At 70.8% G+C, this 17,090-nt stretch carries 9 protein-coding genes; 2 read left to right on the top strand and 7 right to left on the bottom strand.

Annotation, left to right across the window (positions count from 1 at the left end):
• Both C665_RS13100 and C665_RS13095 read left to right on the top strand, forming a co-directional pair.
• A partial coding sequence (locus tag C665_RS13100) for a serine/threonine-protein kinase (RefSeq protein ID WP_157277052.1) occupies positions 1–999 on the top strand: 999 nt, incomplete at its 5' end.
• A gap of 71 nt (positions 1,000–1,070) precedes the next feature.
• Positions 1,071–3,872, top strand: coding sequence for a nitrate reductase (locus tag C665_RS13095; RefSeq protein WP_004313707.1), 2,802 nt, complete (start codon positions 1,071–1,073; stop codon positions 3,870–3,872).
• A 288-nt stretch (positions 3,873–4,160) separates the two neighbouring features.
• Here the strand turns inward: C665_RS13095 and C665_RS13090 are convergent, their stop codons facing one another.
• The 7 genes from C665_RS13090 to C665_RS13060 all read right to left on the bottom strand — a co-directional run.
• Positions 4,161–5,129 (bottom strand): D-2-hydroxyacid dehydrogenase, encoded by a 969-nt coding sequence (locus tag C665_RS13090; protein ID WP_004313705.1) that lies wholly within the window; start codon positions 5,127–5,129, stop codon positions 4,161–4,163.
• Positions 5,130–5,494: 365 nt separating this feature from the next.
• Positions 5,495–7,285 (bottom strand): PHA/PHB synthase family protein, encoded by a 1,791-nt coding sequence (locus C665_RS13085; protein ID WP_004313703.1) that lies wholly within the window; start codon positions 7,283–7,285, stop codon positions 5,495–5,497.
• 26 nt (positions 7,286–7,311) lie between these two features.
• Positions 7,312–10,806 carry a PAS domain-containing hybrid sensor histidine kinase/response regulator gene (locus C665_RS13080; protein ID WP_004313701.1) on the bottom strand — a complete coding sequence of 1,165 codons (3,495 nt, stop codon included), beginning with the start codon at positions 10,804–10,806 and terminating at the stop codon, positions 7,312–7,314.
• Positions 10,807–10,825: 19 nt separating this feature from the next.
• Positions 10,826–11,956, bottom strand: coding sequence for a response regulator (locus tag C665_RS13075; RefSeq protein ID WP_004313699.1), 1,131 nt, complete (start codon positions 11,954–11,956; stop codon positions 10,826–10,828).
• A gap of 208 nt (positions 11,957–12,164) precedes the next feature.
• Positions 12,165–13,403 (bottom strand): ABC transporter permease, encoded by a 1,239-nt coding sequence (locus C665_RS13070; RefSeq protein WP_004313697.1) that lies wholly within the window; start codon positions 13,401–13,403, stop codon positions 12,165–12,167.
• An 11-nt stretch (positions 13,404–13,414) separates the two neighbouring features.
• Positions 13,415–16,591, bottom strand: coding sequence for an ATP-binding cassette domain-containing protein (locus C665_RS13065; RefSeq protein WP_004313696.1), 3,177 nt, complete (start codon positions 16,589–16,591; stop codon positions 13,415–13,417).
• Between the two features lie 38 nt (positions 16,592–16,629).
• The coding region (locus C665_RS13060; protein WP_004313694.1) for an HlyD family secretion protein at positions 16,630–17,090 on the bottom strand (461 nt) is incomplete at its 5' end.

Genomic DNA, 17,090 nt, shown 5'->3' with positions numbered 1-17,090 from the left:
CCTGTGGGAGCGCCGCGAGGCGCGATTGCGGCGTCGATTGGTCCCGACCACGTTGCCGACGGCACGGCCGCAATCGCGGCTTGCGCCGCTCCTACGTCGCCGCAGGTCGCGTCGACTTCGCCCCGCGCGCCGGTTCCTGTGGGAGCGCCGCGAGGCGCGATTGCGGCGCCGCGCTGGGTCCTCAAGACCCTGCTGCCCGCCCACGAGCACGACGAGGACGCGCGCCGCGCGCTGGTGCGCGAGGAGTGGCTGGCGCGGCGGGTGCCCGCGCAGGGCTTTCCGCAGGTGGCCGACTGGCCCGCGCGCGCGCATCTGTATTACCTGATGAGCTGGCATGAGGGCGAGAGCCTGAAGGCGCTGCTCGCGCGCGGCGAGCGCCTGCGCGCGCACGAGGTCGCCGAGCTCGGCGCGTGCGTGCTGCGTCTGGTCGGCGTACTGCACCGGCTGGGCATCGTGCATCGCGACATCAAGCCCGACAACCTGCACCTGGGCCGCGACGGCGTGCTGCGCCTGCTCGACCTCGGCGTGGCGGCGAGCGAGGCGGAGGACCTGCGCGAGATCAACAACCCGGGCACGCCGTCCTACATGGCGCCCGAGCTCTTCGCCGGCACGCCGGCCAACGAGGCCTCCGACCTCTACGCCTGCGGGGTGACGCTGTACGAGCTGCTCACGCGCAAGTTCCCCTACGGCGAGGTCGAGCCCTTCCAGCACCCGCGCTTCGGCGAACCCGTCCCGCCCACCCGCCACCGCCCCGACACGCCGGCCTGGCTGGAGGCGGTGCTGCTCAAGGCCTGCGCGCGCGAACCCGCCGCCCGCTTCGAGACCGCCGAGGAGTTCCGCCTCGCGCTCGAGCGCGGCGCCTGGCAGCCGCTCGCGGTGCCGCGCCGCACGCCGCTGCTCGAGCGCCGGCCGACGCTGGCGCTGAAGCTGATCGCGCTGGCCTCGCTGCTGCTGAATGTCGTGCTGTTGTTCCTGCTGTACCGATCCCTGAAGTCCTGAAGGGGTCAGGCCTTTCATTTGCTCATCCTGTGAAGACCCGATCCCTCAGACCCCTACGGACGAGGCAAACCATGACCCATCCCCTGCCCGAACCTGCCCGGCCTTCGCCCGCTGGCCGGCGCACGATCCCGATCCGCGCCGCGGCGCCGGGCGAGACCCCTGCCACCTGTCCCTACTGCGGCGTCGGCTGCGGCGTGCTGATCGAGCACGACGGCACCCGCATCACCGGCGTGCGCGGCGACCCCGCGCATCCGGCCAACTTCGGCCGCCTGTGCACCAAGGGCGCGACCCTGCACCTCAGCGCCGGCCACGATACCCGCCTGCTCTACCCCGAATACCGCGCCCGCCGCGGCGAGGCCCGCACGCGCATCGGCTGGGACGCGGCGATCGACGTGGCCGCGCAGCGCTTCGCCGACGTGATCGCCGAGCATGGCCCGGACGCGGTCGCCTTCTACATCTCCGGCCAGCTCCTCACCGAGGACTACTACGTCTTCAACAAGGCGATGAAGGGGCTGATCGGCAGCAACAACGTCGACACCAACTCGCGCCTGTGCATGTCGAGCGCGGTCGCCGCCTACAAGGCCACGCTGGGTGCGGACGCGCCGCCGTGCTGCTACGAGGACTTCGACCACGCCGACACGATCCTGATCGCCGGCGCCAACCCGGCGTGGGCGCATCCGGTGGCCTTCCGCCGCATCGAGGAGGCGAGGGCGCGGCGACCGGGCATGAAGATCGTCGTGGTGGATCCGCGCCGCACCGACACCGCGGCGATGGCCGACCTGCACCTGGCCATCCTGCCCGGCACCGACGTCTGGCTGTTCGACGCCATGCTGCACGTGCTGCTGCGCGACGGGTTGGCCGACGAAGCCTGGATCGCCGCCCACACCGAGGGTTTCGAGGCGCTGCGCGCGCATGTGCACGGGGTGAGCCCGGCGGTGGCCGCGGCGGTGTGCGGGGTGGCGGCGGAGGACATCGTCACCGCGGCGCGCTGGTGGGGCGAGGCGCCGGCGGCGCTGTCGCTGTGGTGCCAGGGGCTCAACCAGTCGACGCACGGCACCCACAACGGCGCCGCGCTGATCGCGCTTTCGCTCGCGACCGGCAAGATCGGCCGCCCCGGCTGCGGGCCGTTCTCGCTCACCGGCCAGCCCAACGCGATGGGCGGGCGCGAGGTCGGCGGGCTGGCGAACCTGCTGCCGGCGCATCGTGACCTGGCGAATCCCGAGCATCGCGCGGAGGTGGCGCGGCTGTGGGGCGTGGACAGCGTGCCTTCGGAGCCCGGCCTGACCGCGGTGGAGCTGTTCCGCGCGGCGCGCGAGGGCCGCGTCAAGGCGATCTGGATCGCGTGCACCAACCCGGCGCAGTCCATGCCCGAGCAGGCTCTGGTGCACGAGGCGCTGGCGGTCTGCGACTTCGTCGTGCTGCAGGAGGCCTTCGCCGGCACCGAGACCGCGGCCTTCGCCGACCTCGTGCTGCCGGCCGCCGCCTGGGGCGAGAAGGAGGGCACGGTGACCAACTCCGAGCGCCGCATCAGCCGCGTGCGCGCGGCCGTGCCGGCGCCGGGCGAGGCGCGTGCCGACTGGCGCATCGTGTGCGACTTCGCACGCGCGCTCGCACCGCGCATCGGCAAGCCGCAGGCGGCGGCGATGTTCGCCTACGCGTCGGCGCAGGCGATCTTCGCCGAGCACGTCGCCAGCACCGCCGGGCGCGACCTCGACATCACCGGGCTGGACTATTCCCTGCTGGAAGGTGAAGGCCCGCAGCAATGGCCGTTTCCGGCGGGAGCGGCGGTGGATGGCGCCGATGCCGCGGCGCGGGCGCGTCTCTACGCCGACGGTCGCTTCGCGACGCCGAACGGGCGCGCACGCTTCGTCGTGCCGGCGCGCGCGCTCACTGCCGAGAAGACCGGCGTGCGCTATCCGCTCGCCCTCACCAGCGGCCGCCTGCGCGACCAGTGGCACGGCATGAGCCGCAGCGGCAAGGTGGCGCGCCTGTACGGCCATGCGGACGAGGCACGCATCGAGCTGCACCCGCAGGAGCTGGCGCGGCGCGGCCTCGTCGACGGCGACCTGGTCAAGGTGTCGAGCCGGCACGGCGAGCTGGTGCTGCGCGTGGCCGCGGCGAGTGCGCTGCGGCACGGCATGGCCTTCGTCGGGATGCACTGGGGGCGGCGGGCGCTGAACTCGGCCGGGATCAACCTGCTCTTCGGCGGCGCCTGCGATCCGCTGTCGAAGCAGCCGGAGCTCAAGCACGCGGCGGTGCGCATCGAGCCGGTCGAGCTGCCGAACCGCATGCTGCTGGTGCGTGCCGAGCGCCCCGGGCGTACCGCCGCCGAGGAGGCTGCGCTGCTGTCGCCCTGGCTGGAGCGCTTCGCCTACGCCTCGCTCGCGCTCGCCGGCCGCGACACGCCCGCGGTGGTGATGCGGGTCGCGCACGACCGTCCGATCCCGGCCGGCTGGCTCGCCGAGCTCGACGCCTTGCTCGGCCTCGAGGGCGACGGGGTGCTGTCGTATGCCGACCCCGCGCGCGGGATCAGCAAGCGTGCGCTGATCGAGGACGGCCGCCTGGTCGGCCTGCGCCTGACCGGCGAGACCGCGGCCGCGGGCTGGCTGAGCGAGGCGGTGGTCGAGCGCCGCGACGCGGCGGCGCTGCGTCCGTGGCTGCTGGCGCCGCTGGCAACCCCGCCGACAGGAGATGCGGGGCGCGGGCGGGTGGTGTGCAACTGCCTGAACGTGTCCGAGGCCGACATCGCGGCGGCGATCGCCGCGGGCGCCGGCGTGCGCGACTTCGACGCGCTGCAGGCCAGGCTGCGCTGCGGCACGTCCTGCGGTTCGTGCGTGCCCGAGATCCGCCGCATGCTCGCCGAGGGGAGCTGAAAAGAAAAAGCCCGGGCGTCTTGCGAGGCCCGGGCAAATCCACACCAAAGGAGGAGGGTGGAGGAGACAGGTGCAATCGTAGAGAAATTTTTTGTGCAGTGCAACAAAAAATAATGCTTCGACTATAAGGCGAATTTCTAGATTTTGGCCGAATGCATCGCGACTTGCGTCGCTCCTACGTCCCACACCGGGCGCCGGCGGTTCTGTGGGAGCGACGCAAGTCGCGATTGCAGCGCGCGGGATCCGCGCCGCGATTGATCGATCGCAGGATCGCGACTCGCGTCGCGCCTACGCAAACCCGCCGGAGACGAGATTCTTCGGCTGGCCAGCAACAAATTTTTCGATGACATCGACCAGCTGATCGGCCAGCGCCTGCTGCGCTTCATCCGAGGCCCAGGCGATGTGCGGGGTGAGGAGGACGTTCGGGCGGGCGGCGATGCGCATCAGCGGGCTGTCGGGCGCGGGCGGTTCGCCGTCGGTGACGTCGAAGCCGGCGCCGGAGATCAGGCCCTCGTCGAGCGCCTGCACGAGGGCGTGCTCATCCACGATGCCGCCGCGCGCGGTGTTGATCAGCAGGGGACGCCGCGCCATCGCGCGGAATTCGGGCAGGCCGACGAGGCCGCGGGTGGCCTCGGTGAGCGGACAGTGCAGGCTGATGACGTCGCTGGTCGCGAGCACTTCGTCCCAGGCCAGGTAGCTGTCGTCGCCGGGGCGTTCGCCCTTGCGCGCGGCGAACACCGGCTCCATGCCGAAGGCGCGCGCGATCGCCGCCACGCGCTGGCCGAGGTCGCCGGCGCCGACGATGCCGAGCCGGGTACCGGCGAGGTCGTGGATGGGGTGGTTGAAGAAGCAGAACTGCCCGGCGCGCTGCCATTCGCCGGCGAGCACGTCGTCGCGGTAGGGGATGAGCTGGCGGCGCAGCGCGAGCAGGAGCGCGAAGACGTGCTCGGGCACAGTGTCGCGCGCGTAGCCGCGGATGTTGCACACCGCGATCCCGCGCGCCGCGCAGGCGGCCTTGTCGACGCAGTCGGTGCCGGTGGCGGCGACCGCGACCAGGCGCAGCGCGGGCAGTTGCGCGATCGCCGCGGCGTCGAGGCGGACCTTGTTGAGGATCGCGATGGTGGCGCCGGCGAGGCGTTCGACGACCTCGGCGGGGGCGGTGCGCGCGTGTTCGGCGTAGTCGTGGGCGAAGGACGGACGGCGCAGGCGGATCTGCGGCGCGAGCGTGGCGCGGTCGAGGAAGACGATCTTTTCCATGGGGGGCTCTGTGGGGGAACGAAGTGGATCGCCGGGGCGGGCGATGGGGAGGGGGGCGGAGAGGTGGAATCGCGACTTGCGTCGCTCCCACAGGAAGACCGCGGCGCTCCGACGGCAAGAACGCGGCGCTCGCGCAGCAGGACCGCGGCGCTCGGGGTGGCTGTGGGAGCGACGCAAGTCGCGATCAAGGCGGCAGCGCTGCGCTGGGCGCAGGCGGATCGAGGCGGGCGGGAATCGCGACTTGCGTCGCTCCTACACCCGCTCCTACACCCGCTCCTGCATCCCGCCGCGGGCGTAGCGGGTTGTGCGGGGCGCGGCGGGGGAGGTCGCATCGGCGGCGCGGTCAAGCTGCCCGCATCGTCCGCTCACTTCTCATGCACGTAGCAGCCCGGCGCGTCGTCGAGCGCGGGATAGTCTGGGGCACCGATCGCCGGCGGCGCCACGCGCGCGCCGCTGCGCGCGGCGAGCCAGTCGCTCCAGGCCGGCCACCACGAGCCTTCCTGCTCGGGCGTGCGCTCGAGCCAGTCGTCCGGCGGGACGTAGTTGCCGCCCGCGGGGCGGGTGTGCATGCGGAAGCTGCGCCGCGGGCGGCCGGGCTCGCTGACGATGCCGGCGTTGTGGCCGCCGCTGGTGAGCACGAAGCTGATCTCGGTCGGCACCAGGTAGTGCAGCTTGTACACCGAGCGCCAGGGCGCGACGTGGTCGGTGAGGGTGGCGACGCAGAACACCGGCAGCTCGATGTCGGACAGCGCCACCGGCTTGCCGCCCACCGGGTAGCGCCCCTCGCTGAGGTCGTCGTTGAGGAAGAGCCGGCGCAGGTACTGGCTGTGCATGCGCGCGGGCATGCGCGTGGCGTCGGCGTTCCAGGCCATGAGGTCGTTCATCGGCGTGCGCTCGCCCATGAGGTATTCGCCGACGACGCGCGACCACAGCAGGTCGTTGGAGCGCAGGATCTGGAACGCACCCGCCATCTGGCCGGCGGTGAGGAAGCCGGTCTCCTCCATCTGCGCCTCGAGCAGGCTGACCTCGCTGTCGTCGATGAAGAGCGCGAGCTCGCCCGGTTCGGTGAAGTCGGTCTGCGCGGTGAACAGCGTCATCGAGCCGAGGCGCGCATCGCCGTCGCGGTCCATCGCCGCCGCGGCGATCGCCAGCAGGGTGCCGCCGAGGCAGTAGCCGGTGGCGTGCACCTTCTGCCCGGGGACGATGGCATTGATCGCGTCGAGCGCGGCGAAGAAGCCGAGCTGCAGGTAGTCGTCCATGTCGAGCTCGCGCTCGTCCGTCCCGGGGTTCTTCCACGAGATGCAGAACACGGTGTGGCCGCGCTCGACCAGGTAGCGCACCAGCGAGTTGTGCGGCGAGAGGTCGAGGATGTAGTACTTCATGATCCAGGCCGGCACGATCAGCACCGGCTCGGCGTACACGTCGGCGGTGGCGGGCGCGTACTGGATGAGCTCGATGAGGCGGTTGCGCAGCACCACCTTGCCCGGGGTGACCGCGACGTCGCGGCCGACGACGAAGTCCTCGGCGCCGGCCGGCGGGGCGCCGCCGACGAGGCGCTCGAAGTCCTCGACGGCGTGGACGGCGCCGCGCGCGAGGTTCATGCCGCCGCTCGCCAGGGTCTGGCGCAGCACTACCGGGTTGGTGGGCAGGAAGTTGCCCGGCGAGAACATGTCGAGCAGCTGGCGCGCGGCGAAGGCGACGACCTGCTCGTGATGGCGCGAGACGCCGGCCACGCCGTGGGTGGCGGCGTCCCACCATTCCTGGCCGAGCAGGAAGGACTGGTGCATCAGGTTGAAGGGCCAGGCGTGCCACTCGGGCGCCTGGAAGCGGCGGTCCTGCGCGGGCGGCTCGATGCACTCGTGCGCGGCGCTGCCCGCCGGGGCGATGGCGAGCTGGCGCGCGTAGCGCAGCAGGCGGCGCATCTGCGCGATGCCGAGGTCGGCGAGCTCCATGCGCTTGCCCGGCGAGACCGCGAGGTGGCCGGCCCAGTCCACCGTCGCGAGCAGCAGCGCGATCGGCGACACCGAGGCGGTGGCGCGCGCGATCGCCGCGTGCACCCGGCGATCGAGCGGGTTGCGCGGCGGTGGCGGGGCGAAGGGCTCGGCGAAGCGACCGGCGTGAGTGGGCGGGGTCGCGCGTTTGCTGGGCGGGTTCATCCTGTACTTGCCTCCATGCATCCGGTTCAGCGGGCTTGCGTGTCCTTGCGCGCTGCGTCGGCCGCCCGCAGGTCGTCGAGGGCGGTTTCGAAATCGAAGTTGCCGATGCGCTCCTCGAAGTGCGCGAAGCGCTCGCCGAGAACGTTTCGCAGCAGCCCGCGGTGGGCTTCGAGCAGTTCGCGCACCGCGATGTCGCCGAGGGTGAGCTGGTGCTCGACGGTGGCGACGATCTCCGCGATCCGTGCCGGCGCCGCTTCGACGCAGTCCTCGTCGGATCGCTCCGGAGCGGACGCTGCGTCGGCTGCGGCTTCGCGTGTCGCCGCCTCCAGGTCTGCGCAGAAACGGGTGGTGCGAGCGGCCAGCGCGCTCGCGGCTTCATGCAGCGGACCGGCCTGCATGGATTGTGCCTCGTCCGCCAGGCCACTGACCACCCGGGCTTCCAGCTCGGCGGCGGCAAGGCTCAGTGCGGTCGCGCCGATCGTGGCCGCACCGCCCTTGATCGAGTGGGCGGCGCGGCGCAGGGCGACGGCATCACCCGCGTCGATCGATTCCTGCAGGAGCTTGCCGTAGTCGCTCTCCGCGAACAGGCGCAACAGCCCGAGGTAGATCTCCCGGTCGTCGAGGACGTACTGCAGACCTGTCGCGACATCGAGCTCGTGGAGCCCCGCGAGGGGGGCGAGGGGATCGTCATCCACGGGTTCCTCGCCCGCCTGGACTGCCGGCGGGGTGGGCAGGTCGGCGGCCGGGGGGGCGGGGGGAAGCCAGCGCGAGATCTTCTCGCACAGGGCCTGCGGCTCGATCGGCTTGGTGATGTGGTCGTTCATCCCCGCGTCGATGCAGCGCTGGCGATCCTCTGCGAAGGCGTTGGCGGTCATCGCCAGGATGGGCAGCTTGCGCAGCTCGTCGCGGCTGCGCAGGAGGCGGGTGGCGGTGATGCCGTCCATGACCGGCATCTGCATGTCCATGAGGATGAGGTCGTAGCGGGTGGTGCTTGCCATGTCGACCGCCTCCTGTCCGTTCTCCGCGGTATCGATCACCGCTCCGGTCCCACGCAGGATGGCGACGGCGACCTCGCGGTTGACGGGGTTGTCTTCGGCGAGGAGGATGCGCCGTCCGCACAGCCGGTCGTGTTCGGCGCTGGGGGGGCCGCCGGCGGCCGCGCTCGGTTGCCGGCCCGCGCTGGCGGGGCGCAACTGCAGCGGCACCTCGACCCAGAAGGTGCTGCCCTTGCCCAGCGTGCTGTCGACGCCGATCCTGCCGCCCATGAGTTCGGTCAGGCGGCGCGAGATCGCCAGGCCGAGGCCGGTGCCGCCGTACTTGCGTGTGGTGGACGGATCGGCCTGCTCGAAAGGCTGGAACATGCGCTCGCACTGGCTCGCATCCACGCCGATGCCGGTGTCGGCGACCTCGAAGCGCACGATCGACTGCTCGCCCGCGGTGGACAGCACGCGGCCGCGGATCGCCACGCTCCCGTGTGGCGTGAACTTCACCGCGTTGCTGGCGAAGTTGAGCACGATCTGGCCGAGGCGCAGCGCGTCGCCGCGCACCCTGGAGGGCAGCATGTCGAGGTCGAGCGAGAGCTGCAGGCCCTTCTGCTCGGCTTGCTCGCGCACCAGTTCCAGCGTGCCCTCGAGCATCGCCCCGGGGTCGAAGTCATTCGCTTCGAGGTCCAGCCGCCCGGCCTCGATCTTCGACAGGTCGAGGATGTCGTTGATGATCTGCAGCAGGTGCCGGGCCGCGGTGATGATCTTCTCCAGCCGGGCCTTCTGTTCGTCCTCGCGCAGATCCCTGGCGAGCAGGTGGCCGAGTCCGATGATCGCGTTCAGCGGCGTGCGGATCTCGTGGCTCATGTTGGCGAGGAACTCGCTCTTGGCGCGGTTGGCGACCTCGGCGGCGTCGAGTGCGGTGTGAAGCGCGGCGGAGCGTTCGGCGACGAGCTGTTCGAGGTGGTGGCGGTGGTGCTCCAGCTCCTCGAGCATGCGGCGCTTTTCGGTGATGTCCTGCTTGATCGCGAGGTAGTGCGTGATGCGCCCGTCGGGCTGGCGGATGGGCGAGATCTGCGCCTGCTCGATGTATTCGCCACCGTCCTTGCGCCGGTTGACCAGTTCGCCGCGCCAAGGCTCTCCCTTGACGAGAGCGTCCCAGAGTTGGGCATACACCTCCGCGGGGGTCTTGTCCGACTTGAGCAGGCGCGGGTTGCGACCGATCACCTCTGCGCGCGTGTAGCCGCTGGTTTGCAGGAAGGCATCATTCACGTATTCGATGCGGGCCTCTTTGTCGGTGATGAGGACCGCGTTGGGGCTCTGCTCGATCGCCAAGGAGAATTTCTTCAAGGCCTGCAAGGCCTGGTGTTCGGCCGACACGTCCTGCCAGATGCCGAGCAGGTAGTCCTGGCCGTGCAGGCGGATCACCCGGATGTGCACCCTGGCCTCGAGCAGCCTGCCGTCGGATGCGCGGTGGACCGTCTCGAAATTCGCGCTGCGCCGGGCAACGATGTCCCGGACCAGGGCCTCGAGCTGGGCCGGCTGGAGCTCGGCCTGGATGTCCATGACGCTGCGCTGGCGCAGCTCGGCTTCGGTGTAGCCGAGTGCCTGTCGCGAGTAGGCGTTGGCCCGGAGAAAGCGCAGCGTCACCGGGTCGACCAGCTCGATCGCGCATGGCGCCTGCTCGATCACCGCCTTCATCAGGGTCTCGTCGTCCTTCTGGGCGAGGCGGGTTTCACGGAAACCGAGCAGGGCCTGCGCCAGTTCGCCGAGACGGTCGCCTTTTTTCGCCGCCAGTCGGGTGAGCGCCTCGTAGTGTTCCGCTTCGAGTTGGTCCTGCGCCATCCTGCGCAGCGCATCGGCCAGTGTGTTGCGGTCATTGGCGAGCCGCTTCGCCAGGGTGAAGGCGAGCAGGAGCGTAAGCACGATCACGGTCAGGCTCGTGCTCAGGCTCTGGTCGAGCCTCCGCTGGATGATGTGGATCGCGTCGGCGTTCTTCTCGGCTGCGTCGGCCGTCACCGCAATCGCCAGTTCCTCGGTGTGGCGGACGAGCGCGTTGTGGAGCCGATCGGCGTGGGCGAGGTCGAGTGCGGCGGCCCGCGGCTCGCGTGCATCGGTTGCGAGCAGGGGCAGCACGAGGGTCCGATAGGACTGCAGGCTCGCCTTGGCCCGCGCATGCGACGCTTGGGCGGTCGACCAGACGCCGATTGCATCGAAGCGGGTCTCGAGTGCGGCGAGCTGGTTGTCGAGCCACAGCGCAGCAAGCGCCTGCGCGGCCGGATCCGGGCCAGGGGCCACGCCCGGCATGACGATGCGGTGCAGTTCGGCATGGATGCGACCAAGCAAGTCGCCGATTTCGTCCACCTCGGCGATCTGCTCGAGACGGAGATGGGTTTCGCGCTCGATGTCCGCGGTGGCGTCCTTCAGGCGTACGTGGCCCAGAAGGCTGGTTGCGCTCAGGATTGCCGCCATGAGCAGGACCGGCAGCAGGAAGTCGGCGAGGTTGCGCAGCCGATCGCGCGACACGACGTTGATCATGGGCGAGGCTCCCGGCCGCTCAGGCCTCGGCGAAGCGTTGTGCGACCTCGGCGAAGGCGGGGCGCAATTCAAGGAATGCGTCCACGATGACCGGGTCGAAGTGGCGGCCGCGTTCGGCGACGATGATCCGGGTCACGTCCTCCGGCGCCAACGGTTCCTTGTAAACGCGCCGCGAGCTCAGTGCGTCGAAGACGTCGGCGAGCGCCATGAGGCGCGCGGAAACGGGAATCTGCCGGCCTTGCAGGCCTGCGGGGTAGCCGCTGCCATCCCATTTCTCGTGATGGCTGAGCGCGATCTCGCGTGCGGTTTCCATGAACGCGAAAGCGCCCCCCGGCAAGGCCCCGTCTCCGCTCCGGCTGTTTGCCGCCTGCGCCATGGCGCGGGTGATCGCATCCGCGCCGATCACCGGATGTTTCTTCATGATCTCGAATTCTGCGGAAGTCAGGCGCCCCGGCTTGAGGAGGATCGAGTCCGGGATGCCGACCTTGCCGATGTCGTGCAGGGGGGCGCTGCGGACGATGATCTCGAGGCGCTCGCCTGCGAGCGCCGCGCGGTAGTCGGGGTGCCCGGCCAGATGGTGGGCGAGAAGCTCGACGAAGGACTGCGTGCGCAGGATGTGGTGGCCGGTTTCGATGTCGCGCACTTCGGCAAGGCAGGCGAGCGCGGAGAGGCTGAGGTCGCGGATCAGCGCGTTCTCGTTCGTGCGGCGGGCGACTTCGCGTTCGAGCCATGCGTTCTCGTCGTGCAGGCGCTCGCGCGCCTTGGCAAGCTCGATGTGGGTGCGTACCCGTGCAAGCACGATGTCGGGATTGAACGGCTTGGTGATGTAATCCACCGCGCCGAGGGCGAGGCCGTGCGTCTCGCCCTCCACCGAGTCCATCGCGGTGACGAAGATGACCGGGATGTCGCGCGTCGCCGCGTCGGCCTGGAGGGCCTGCAGCACCTGGTAGCCGTCCATGTCCGGCATCATGACGTCGAGCAGGATCACGTCGGGCAGCGCGCCGATGGTGACCGCATGCAGTGCGCGCTCTCCCGAGATGGCGGCGCGGACACGATAGTGCGGGCGCAGCGTCTCGCCGAGGATGGTGAGGTTCTCGGGCGTGTCATCGACGATGAGGACGGTGCTTCGTGTGCTGCTGTCGGGGGGCATGGCCTGGATTCCGCGGGTTAGGCGTGGCCGATTGTACTCGGGTCGGGGAGTCGGATACCTGCGTCTAAATATCAATAAAGAAGAAAACGTCACATTCAACTTTATCGAAAATTCCTTTCGGGGTGCCGCGGCTTAGTTCTCGGTCGAGCGCGATCGACCGCCCCGGCGGCGTGCCGCGGCGCCCTTGCGGGCGTGGTCGTGGCGGGGTTCAGCCCTGCATCGTCCCGATCGTGTGACGCAGGCGATGGTGCGCCAGCGCCAGGAAGACCGCGCCGATCGCCGCCACCATCGCGAAGGCCGGCCACACCACGTCCAGCCCGGCGCCGCGGAAGAGGATCGACTGCGCGAGCGACACGTAGTGCGTGGTCGGCGCCAGCCCCATGATGGTCTGGATGGCCTCGGGCATGCTCTCGCGCGGGGTCACGCCGCCGGAGAGGATCTGCAGCGGCAGCAGGATCAGGATGGACATCAGCCCGAACTGCGGCATCGAGCGTGCGATCGTGCCCATGTAGATGCCGATCGAGGCGGCGGCGAAGAGGTAGAGCAGGGTGCCGGCGCCGAAGAGCAGCGCCGACCCGGCCACGTCGATGCCGAGCACGCCCTTCACCATCACCTGCAGCGAGAAGGACGAGGCCACCAGCACCACCACGCCCATCGACCAGATCTTCGACAGCATGATCTCGAGGGGGGTGACCGGCATCACCAGCAGGTGCTCGATGGTGCCGTGCTCGCGCTCGCGGATCAGTGCGGCGCCGGTGAGCAGGATGCCGAGCATGGTGACGTTGTTGATGATCGCGTTGATCGCGGCGAACCAGCTCGCCTCGAGGTTGGGGTTGAACATCGCGCGCGGCACGAGCTCGACCGGCTGCGGCGCCGGGGCGCGCATGCGCTGCACGAAGGCGCGCACCTCGTCGGCGAGGATGTTCTGGATGTAGGCCGCGCCGGTCTGCGCCTGGCCCTGGCGGGTGGCGTCGATGTTGAGCTGCAGCGCCGGGCTGCGGCCGGCGAGCACGTCGCGCTGGAAGTTCGGCGGGATGTCTAGCACGAAGGTGTGGCGGCCGGCGTCGAGGCCGCGGTCCATGTCGGCGAGGCCGACGTGCTCGGGCGGCAGGAACTGCGGTGGCTGCAGTGCGGCGACGATGCGGCCGGAGAGCTGGGAGCCGTCCTCGTCCACCACCGCGATCGCGGCGCGCGACAGGCTCTCCGGCTTGGCGCGCGCGTCGGCGTAGATCGAGGCGCTGAACATGAACACGATCAGGAAGACCATCGCGAGGTCGCGCGACAGGCTGCGGAACTCCTTGAGGCCGAGGTTCCAGGTGTTGCGCAGGTGGGTGGTGCGAGTCGCGTGGCCCGTGTGGTTCGGCGGGCCGGGCCGGCTCGGCGCGTTTGGTGCGTCTGGCGGGCCAGGCGGGCCTGGCGGGTGCCGGGGGATGGGATGGCGGACCATGGTGGCGGGTCTCACTTGGCCTGCTTCTTCAGCAGCAGCGCCGACAGCAGCGTGAGCACGGGGATCGCGAGCGCGAGCGGCACGAAGGCGCCGGCGAGGTCGGCGAAGCCGAGCGCCTTGGAGAAGGTGCCGCTGGCGATGGTGAGGAAGTGGGTGGTGGGGTAGATCGCGCCGATCCAGTAGCCGCCGCCTTCGAGCGCGCTCACCGGGTCCATCAGCCCGGAGAACTGGATCGCCGGCAGCAGGGTCCCGATCGAGGTGCCGGCGAGTGCGGCGATCTGGCTGTTGGTGAGCGTGGAGGCGAGCAGGCCCAGGCCGGTGGTGGCGGTGACGTAGAGCAGCGCACCGGTGGCGAGCGCGAGGAAGCTGCCCTTGAACGGCACCTGGAAGAGCGTGACCGCGAGCACGAAGAGCAGCGCGAAGTTGAACATCGACAGCGCGATGTAGGGCAGCTGCTTGCCGAGCAGGAACTCGAGCCGGGTCACCGGGGTGGTGTAGACGTTGAGGATTGAGCCGAGCTCCTTCTCGCGCACCACGCCGAGCGCGGTGAGCATGGCGGGGATGAAGACCAGCAGCAGCGGGATCACCTTGGGCACCATCGACACCAGGCTGAGCAGCTCGGGGTTGTAGCGGTAGCGCGGCTCGACGCTGGCGAGCGCGCGCACCGGGCCGGCGCCGGATTCGGCGATCACGTCGGCGAGGGTCTGTGCGTGCACGCCGCCGACGTAGGCGCGCGCAAGCTCGGCGCGCAGCGGCATCGAGCCGTCCAGCCACACCGCCACCTGCGGCGCGTGGCCGCGCGCGAGGTCGCGGCCGAAGCCGGGCGGGATCTCGATCGCCATCGCCAGCTTGCCGGCACGCATGCGCGCGTCGAGGTCGGCGTGGCCCTCGAGCGGCGCCTGTTCGAGGAAATAGCGCGAGCCGGCGATGCGCAGGGTGTAGCTCTGGCTGCCGACACTGCGGTCGTGGTCGAGCACCGCGTAGTGCAGGTCCTCGACGTCCATGGTGATGCCGTAGCCCATCACCAGCATCAGCACCAGGCTGCCCAGCAGCGCCAGCGTGAGCCGCACCGGATCGCGGCGCAGCTCGGTGGCCTCGCGCGCCGAGAAGCTCGCCAGGCGGGCGAGGCTGAAGCGGGCGAGGCGATCGGCGGGCCGGGATGTGGGAGCGACGCGAGTCGCGATTCCGGTGCCCGGAATCGGCGTGCTCGCCTCGGCGCCTGGAACGCGCGCCGTCGCGTCGGCACCGCCTGAATCGCGACTTGCGTCGCTCCCACGTCGCGGCTCCGGGGGTGTGATGGTTCCGCAGGAGCGACGCAAGTCGCGCTCTTCGGCGCCTGGAACGCGCGCCGTCGCGTCGGCATCGCCTGAATCGCGACTTGCGCCGCTCCTGCGTCGTGGCTCCGGGGGCGCGATGGTTCCGTAGGAGCGACGCAAGTCGCGATCTTCGGCGCCTCGAACGCGCGCCGTCGCGTCGGCATCGCCTGAATCGCGACTTGCGTCGCTCCTACGTCGCGGCTCCGGGGGCGTGATGGTTCCGTAGGAGCGACGCAAGTCGCGATCGGGCGTTGCAGCAGGCGCAGTCGCGGAGGGCGGTGCGACGCCGCTCGCCTCTTCCAGATACGAGATGAACGCGTCCTCCAGGCGCTCGCAGCCGCGCGCGGCGGCGAGGGCGGCCGGGGTGTCGCTGGCGAGGATGCGCCCCGCGTGCATCAGCGAGATGCGGTCGCAGCGCTGGGCCTCGTTCATGAAGTGGGTGGTGATGAAGATGGTCACGCCGTCCTTCCTCGACAGGTCGGCGATCAGCGCCCAGAAATGGTCGCGCGCGACCGGATCGACGCCCGAGGTGGGCTCGTCGAGGATCAGCACGTCGGGCCGGTGCAGCACCGCCACCGCGAGCTGCAGGCGCTGGCGGAGGCCGAGCGGCAGGGCGTCGGGCTGGATGTCCATCACCGGGGCGAGGTCGAAGCGGCGCGCGAGCTCGGCGATGCGGGAGGCGGCCTCGTCCGCGGGCAGGTGGAAGAGGCGCGCGTGCAGGTCGAGGTTCTGGCGCACCGAGAGTTCGCCGTAGAGCGAGAAGGACTGCGACATGTAGCCCACGCGGCGGCGCGTCTCGATGTTGGTCGCGTCCAGCCTGCGCCCGAGCAGCAGCGCCTCGCCGGCGCTCGGTTCGAGCAGGCCGGTGAGCATCTTCATGGTTGTGGACTTGCCGCAGCCGTTGGAGCCGAGGAAGCCGAAGATCTCGCCGCGGCGCACCTGCAGATTCACGTCATCCACCGCGACGAAGTCGCCGAAGCGCATCTGCAGGCCGCGCGCCTCGATGACCACCGCGCCGGTCTCGATCGGCGGGATCTCCAGCCGGCGATGTTCGCGCCGGCGCGCTTCGGGCAGCAGGGCGATGAAGGCCTCCTCCAGGGTGTCGGCGCCGCCGGCCGCGCGCAGCTCGGCGGGCGTGCCGGTGGCGAGCACGCGGCCGGCGTCCACCGCCACCAGCCAGTCGTAGCCCTCGGCCTCTTCCATGTAGGCGGTGGCGATCAGCACGCTCATGCCCGGGCGGTCGGCGCGGATGCGCGCGATGAGCTCCCAGAACTGCCGGCGCGACAGCGGATCGACGCCGGTGGTGGGCTCGTCGAGGATGAGCAGGTCGGGGTCGTGGATGAGCGCGCAACACAGACCGAGCTTCTGCTTCATGCCGCCGGAGAGCTTGTTGGCGGGGCGGTCGGCGAAGGCGGCCATGCCGGTCGCGGCGAGCAGCGTGTCGATGCGGCGCCGGCGCTCGGCTGCGGACTGGCCGAACAGACGGCCGAAGAAGTCGATGTTCTCGAACACCGACAGGGTGGGGTAGAGGTTCTTGCCCAGGCCCTGCGGCATGTAGGCGATGCGCGGGCAGACGCGCGCGCGGTGGCGGGCGTCCGCCATGTCGCCGCCGAGCACCTCGACGGTGCCGCGCTGGATCCTGCGCGCGCCGGCGACGAGGCCGAGCCAGGTGGACTTGCCCACGCCGTCGGGGCCGATGAAGCCGACCATGCAGCCGGCGGGGAGGTCGAGCGTGAGCGCGTCGGCGGCACGCGTGTCGCCGTAGCGGTGGTGGACATCGACGAGGCGGACGACCGGTGGCAGGGCGGTTGCGGCCGGTGCGGGCGATGCGCTGTCCGGTCGGGCGGAGGGTGTGTCCGAGGCGCCGGGCAAGGCGGCCCGCGTGCCGTTCGTGCCGTCCCGTCGAGTGCTCACGGCAGCCTCGGCTGCAGCGCGGGCGGCCACTCGCGCTGCGCGTCCAGGCGCAGGTGGGCCATGCCGGGCAGGCCGGTCTTGACCTGTTCGGGGTACCTGGCGAGGAGTTCGGGGTCGATGCGTGCCTTGACGCGGAAGACCATCTTCTGGCGCTCGCTCTGCGTTTCGACGGTCTTGGGCGTGAACTGGGCGACGCTGGCGACGTAGGACACCCTGGCCGGGATCACGAAGGCCTGCGCGGCGTCGAGCACGATGCGCACCTCGCTGCCGAGGGCCACGCGGCCGGCGGCCATCTCGGGCAGGAAGAAGGTCATGTAGACATCGCCGACGTCGACCAGGCTCACCACCTTGCCGCCACCGCCCACCACCTCGCCCGGCTGCACCACGCGGTACTGCACGCGGCCACTGCGCGGGGCGCGCAGCTCGCCGTCGGCGATCTCGGTCTCGAGGCGGGGGG

This window comes from Thauera aminoaromatica S2 (genome assembly GCF_000310185.1).
GTDB lineage: Bacteria > Pseudomonadota > Gammaproteobacteria > Burkholderiales > Rhodocyclaceae > Thauera > Thauera aminoaromatica.
Note: the sequence above shows the minus strand (reverse complement) of the source record. Positions and strands in the feature narration are given on the sequence as shown.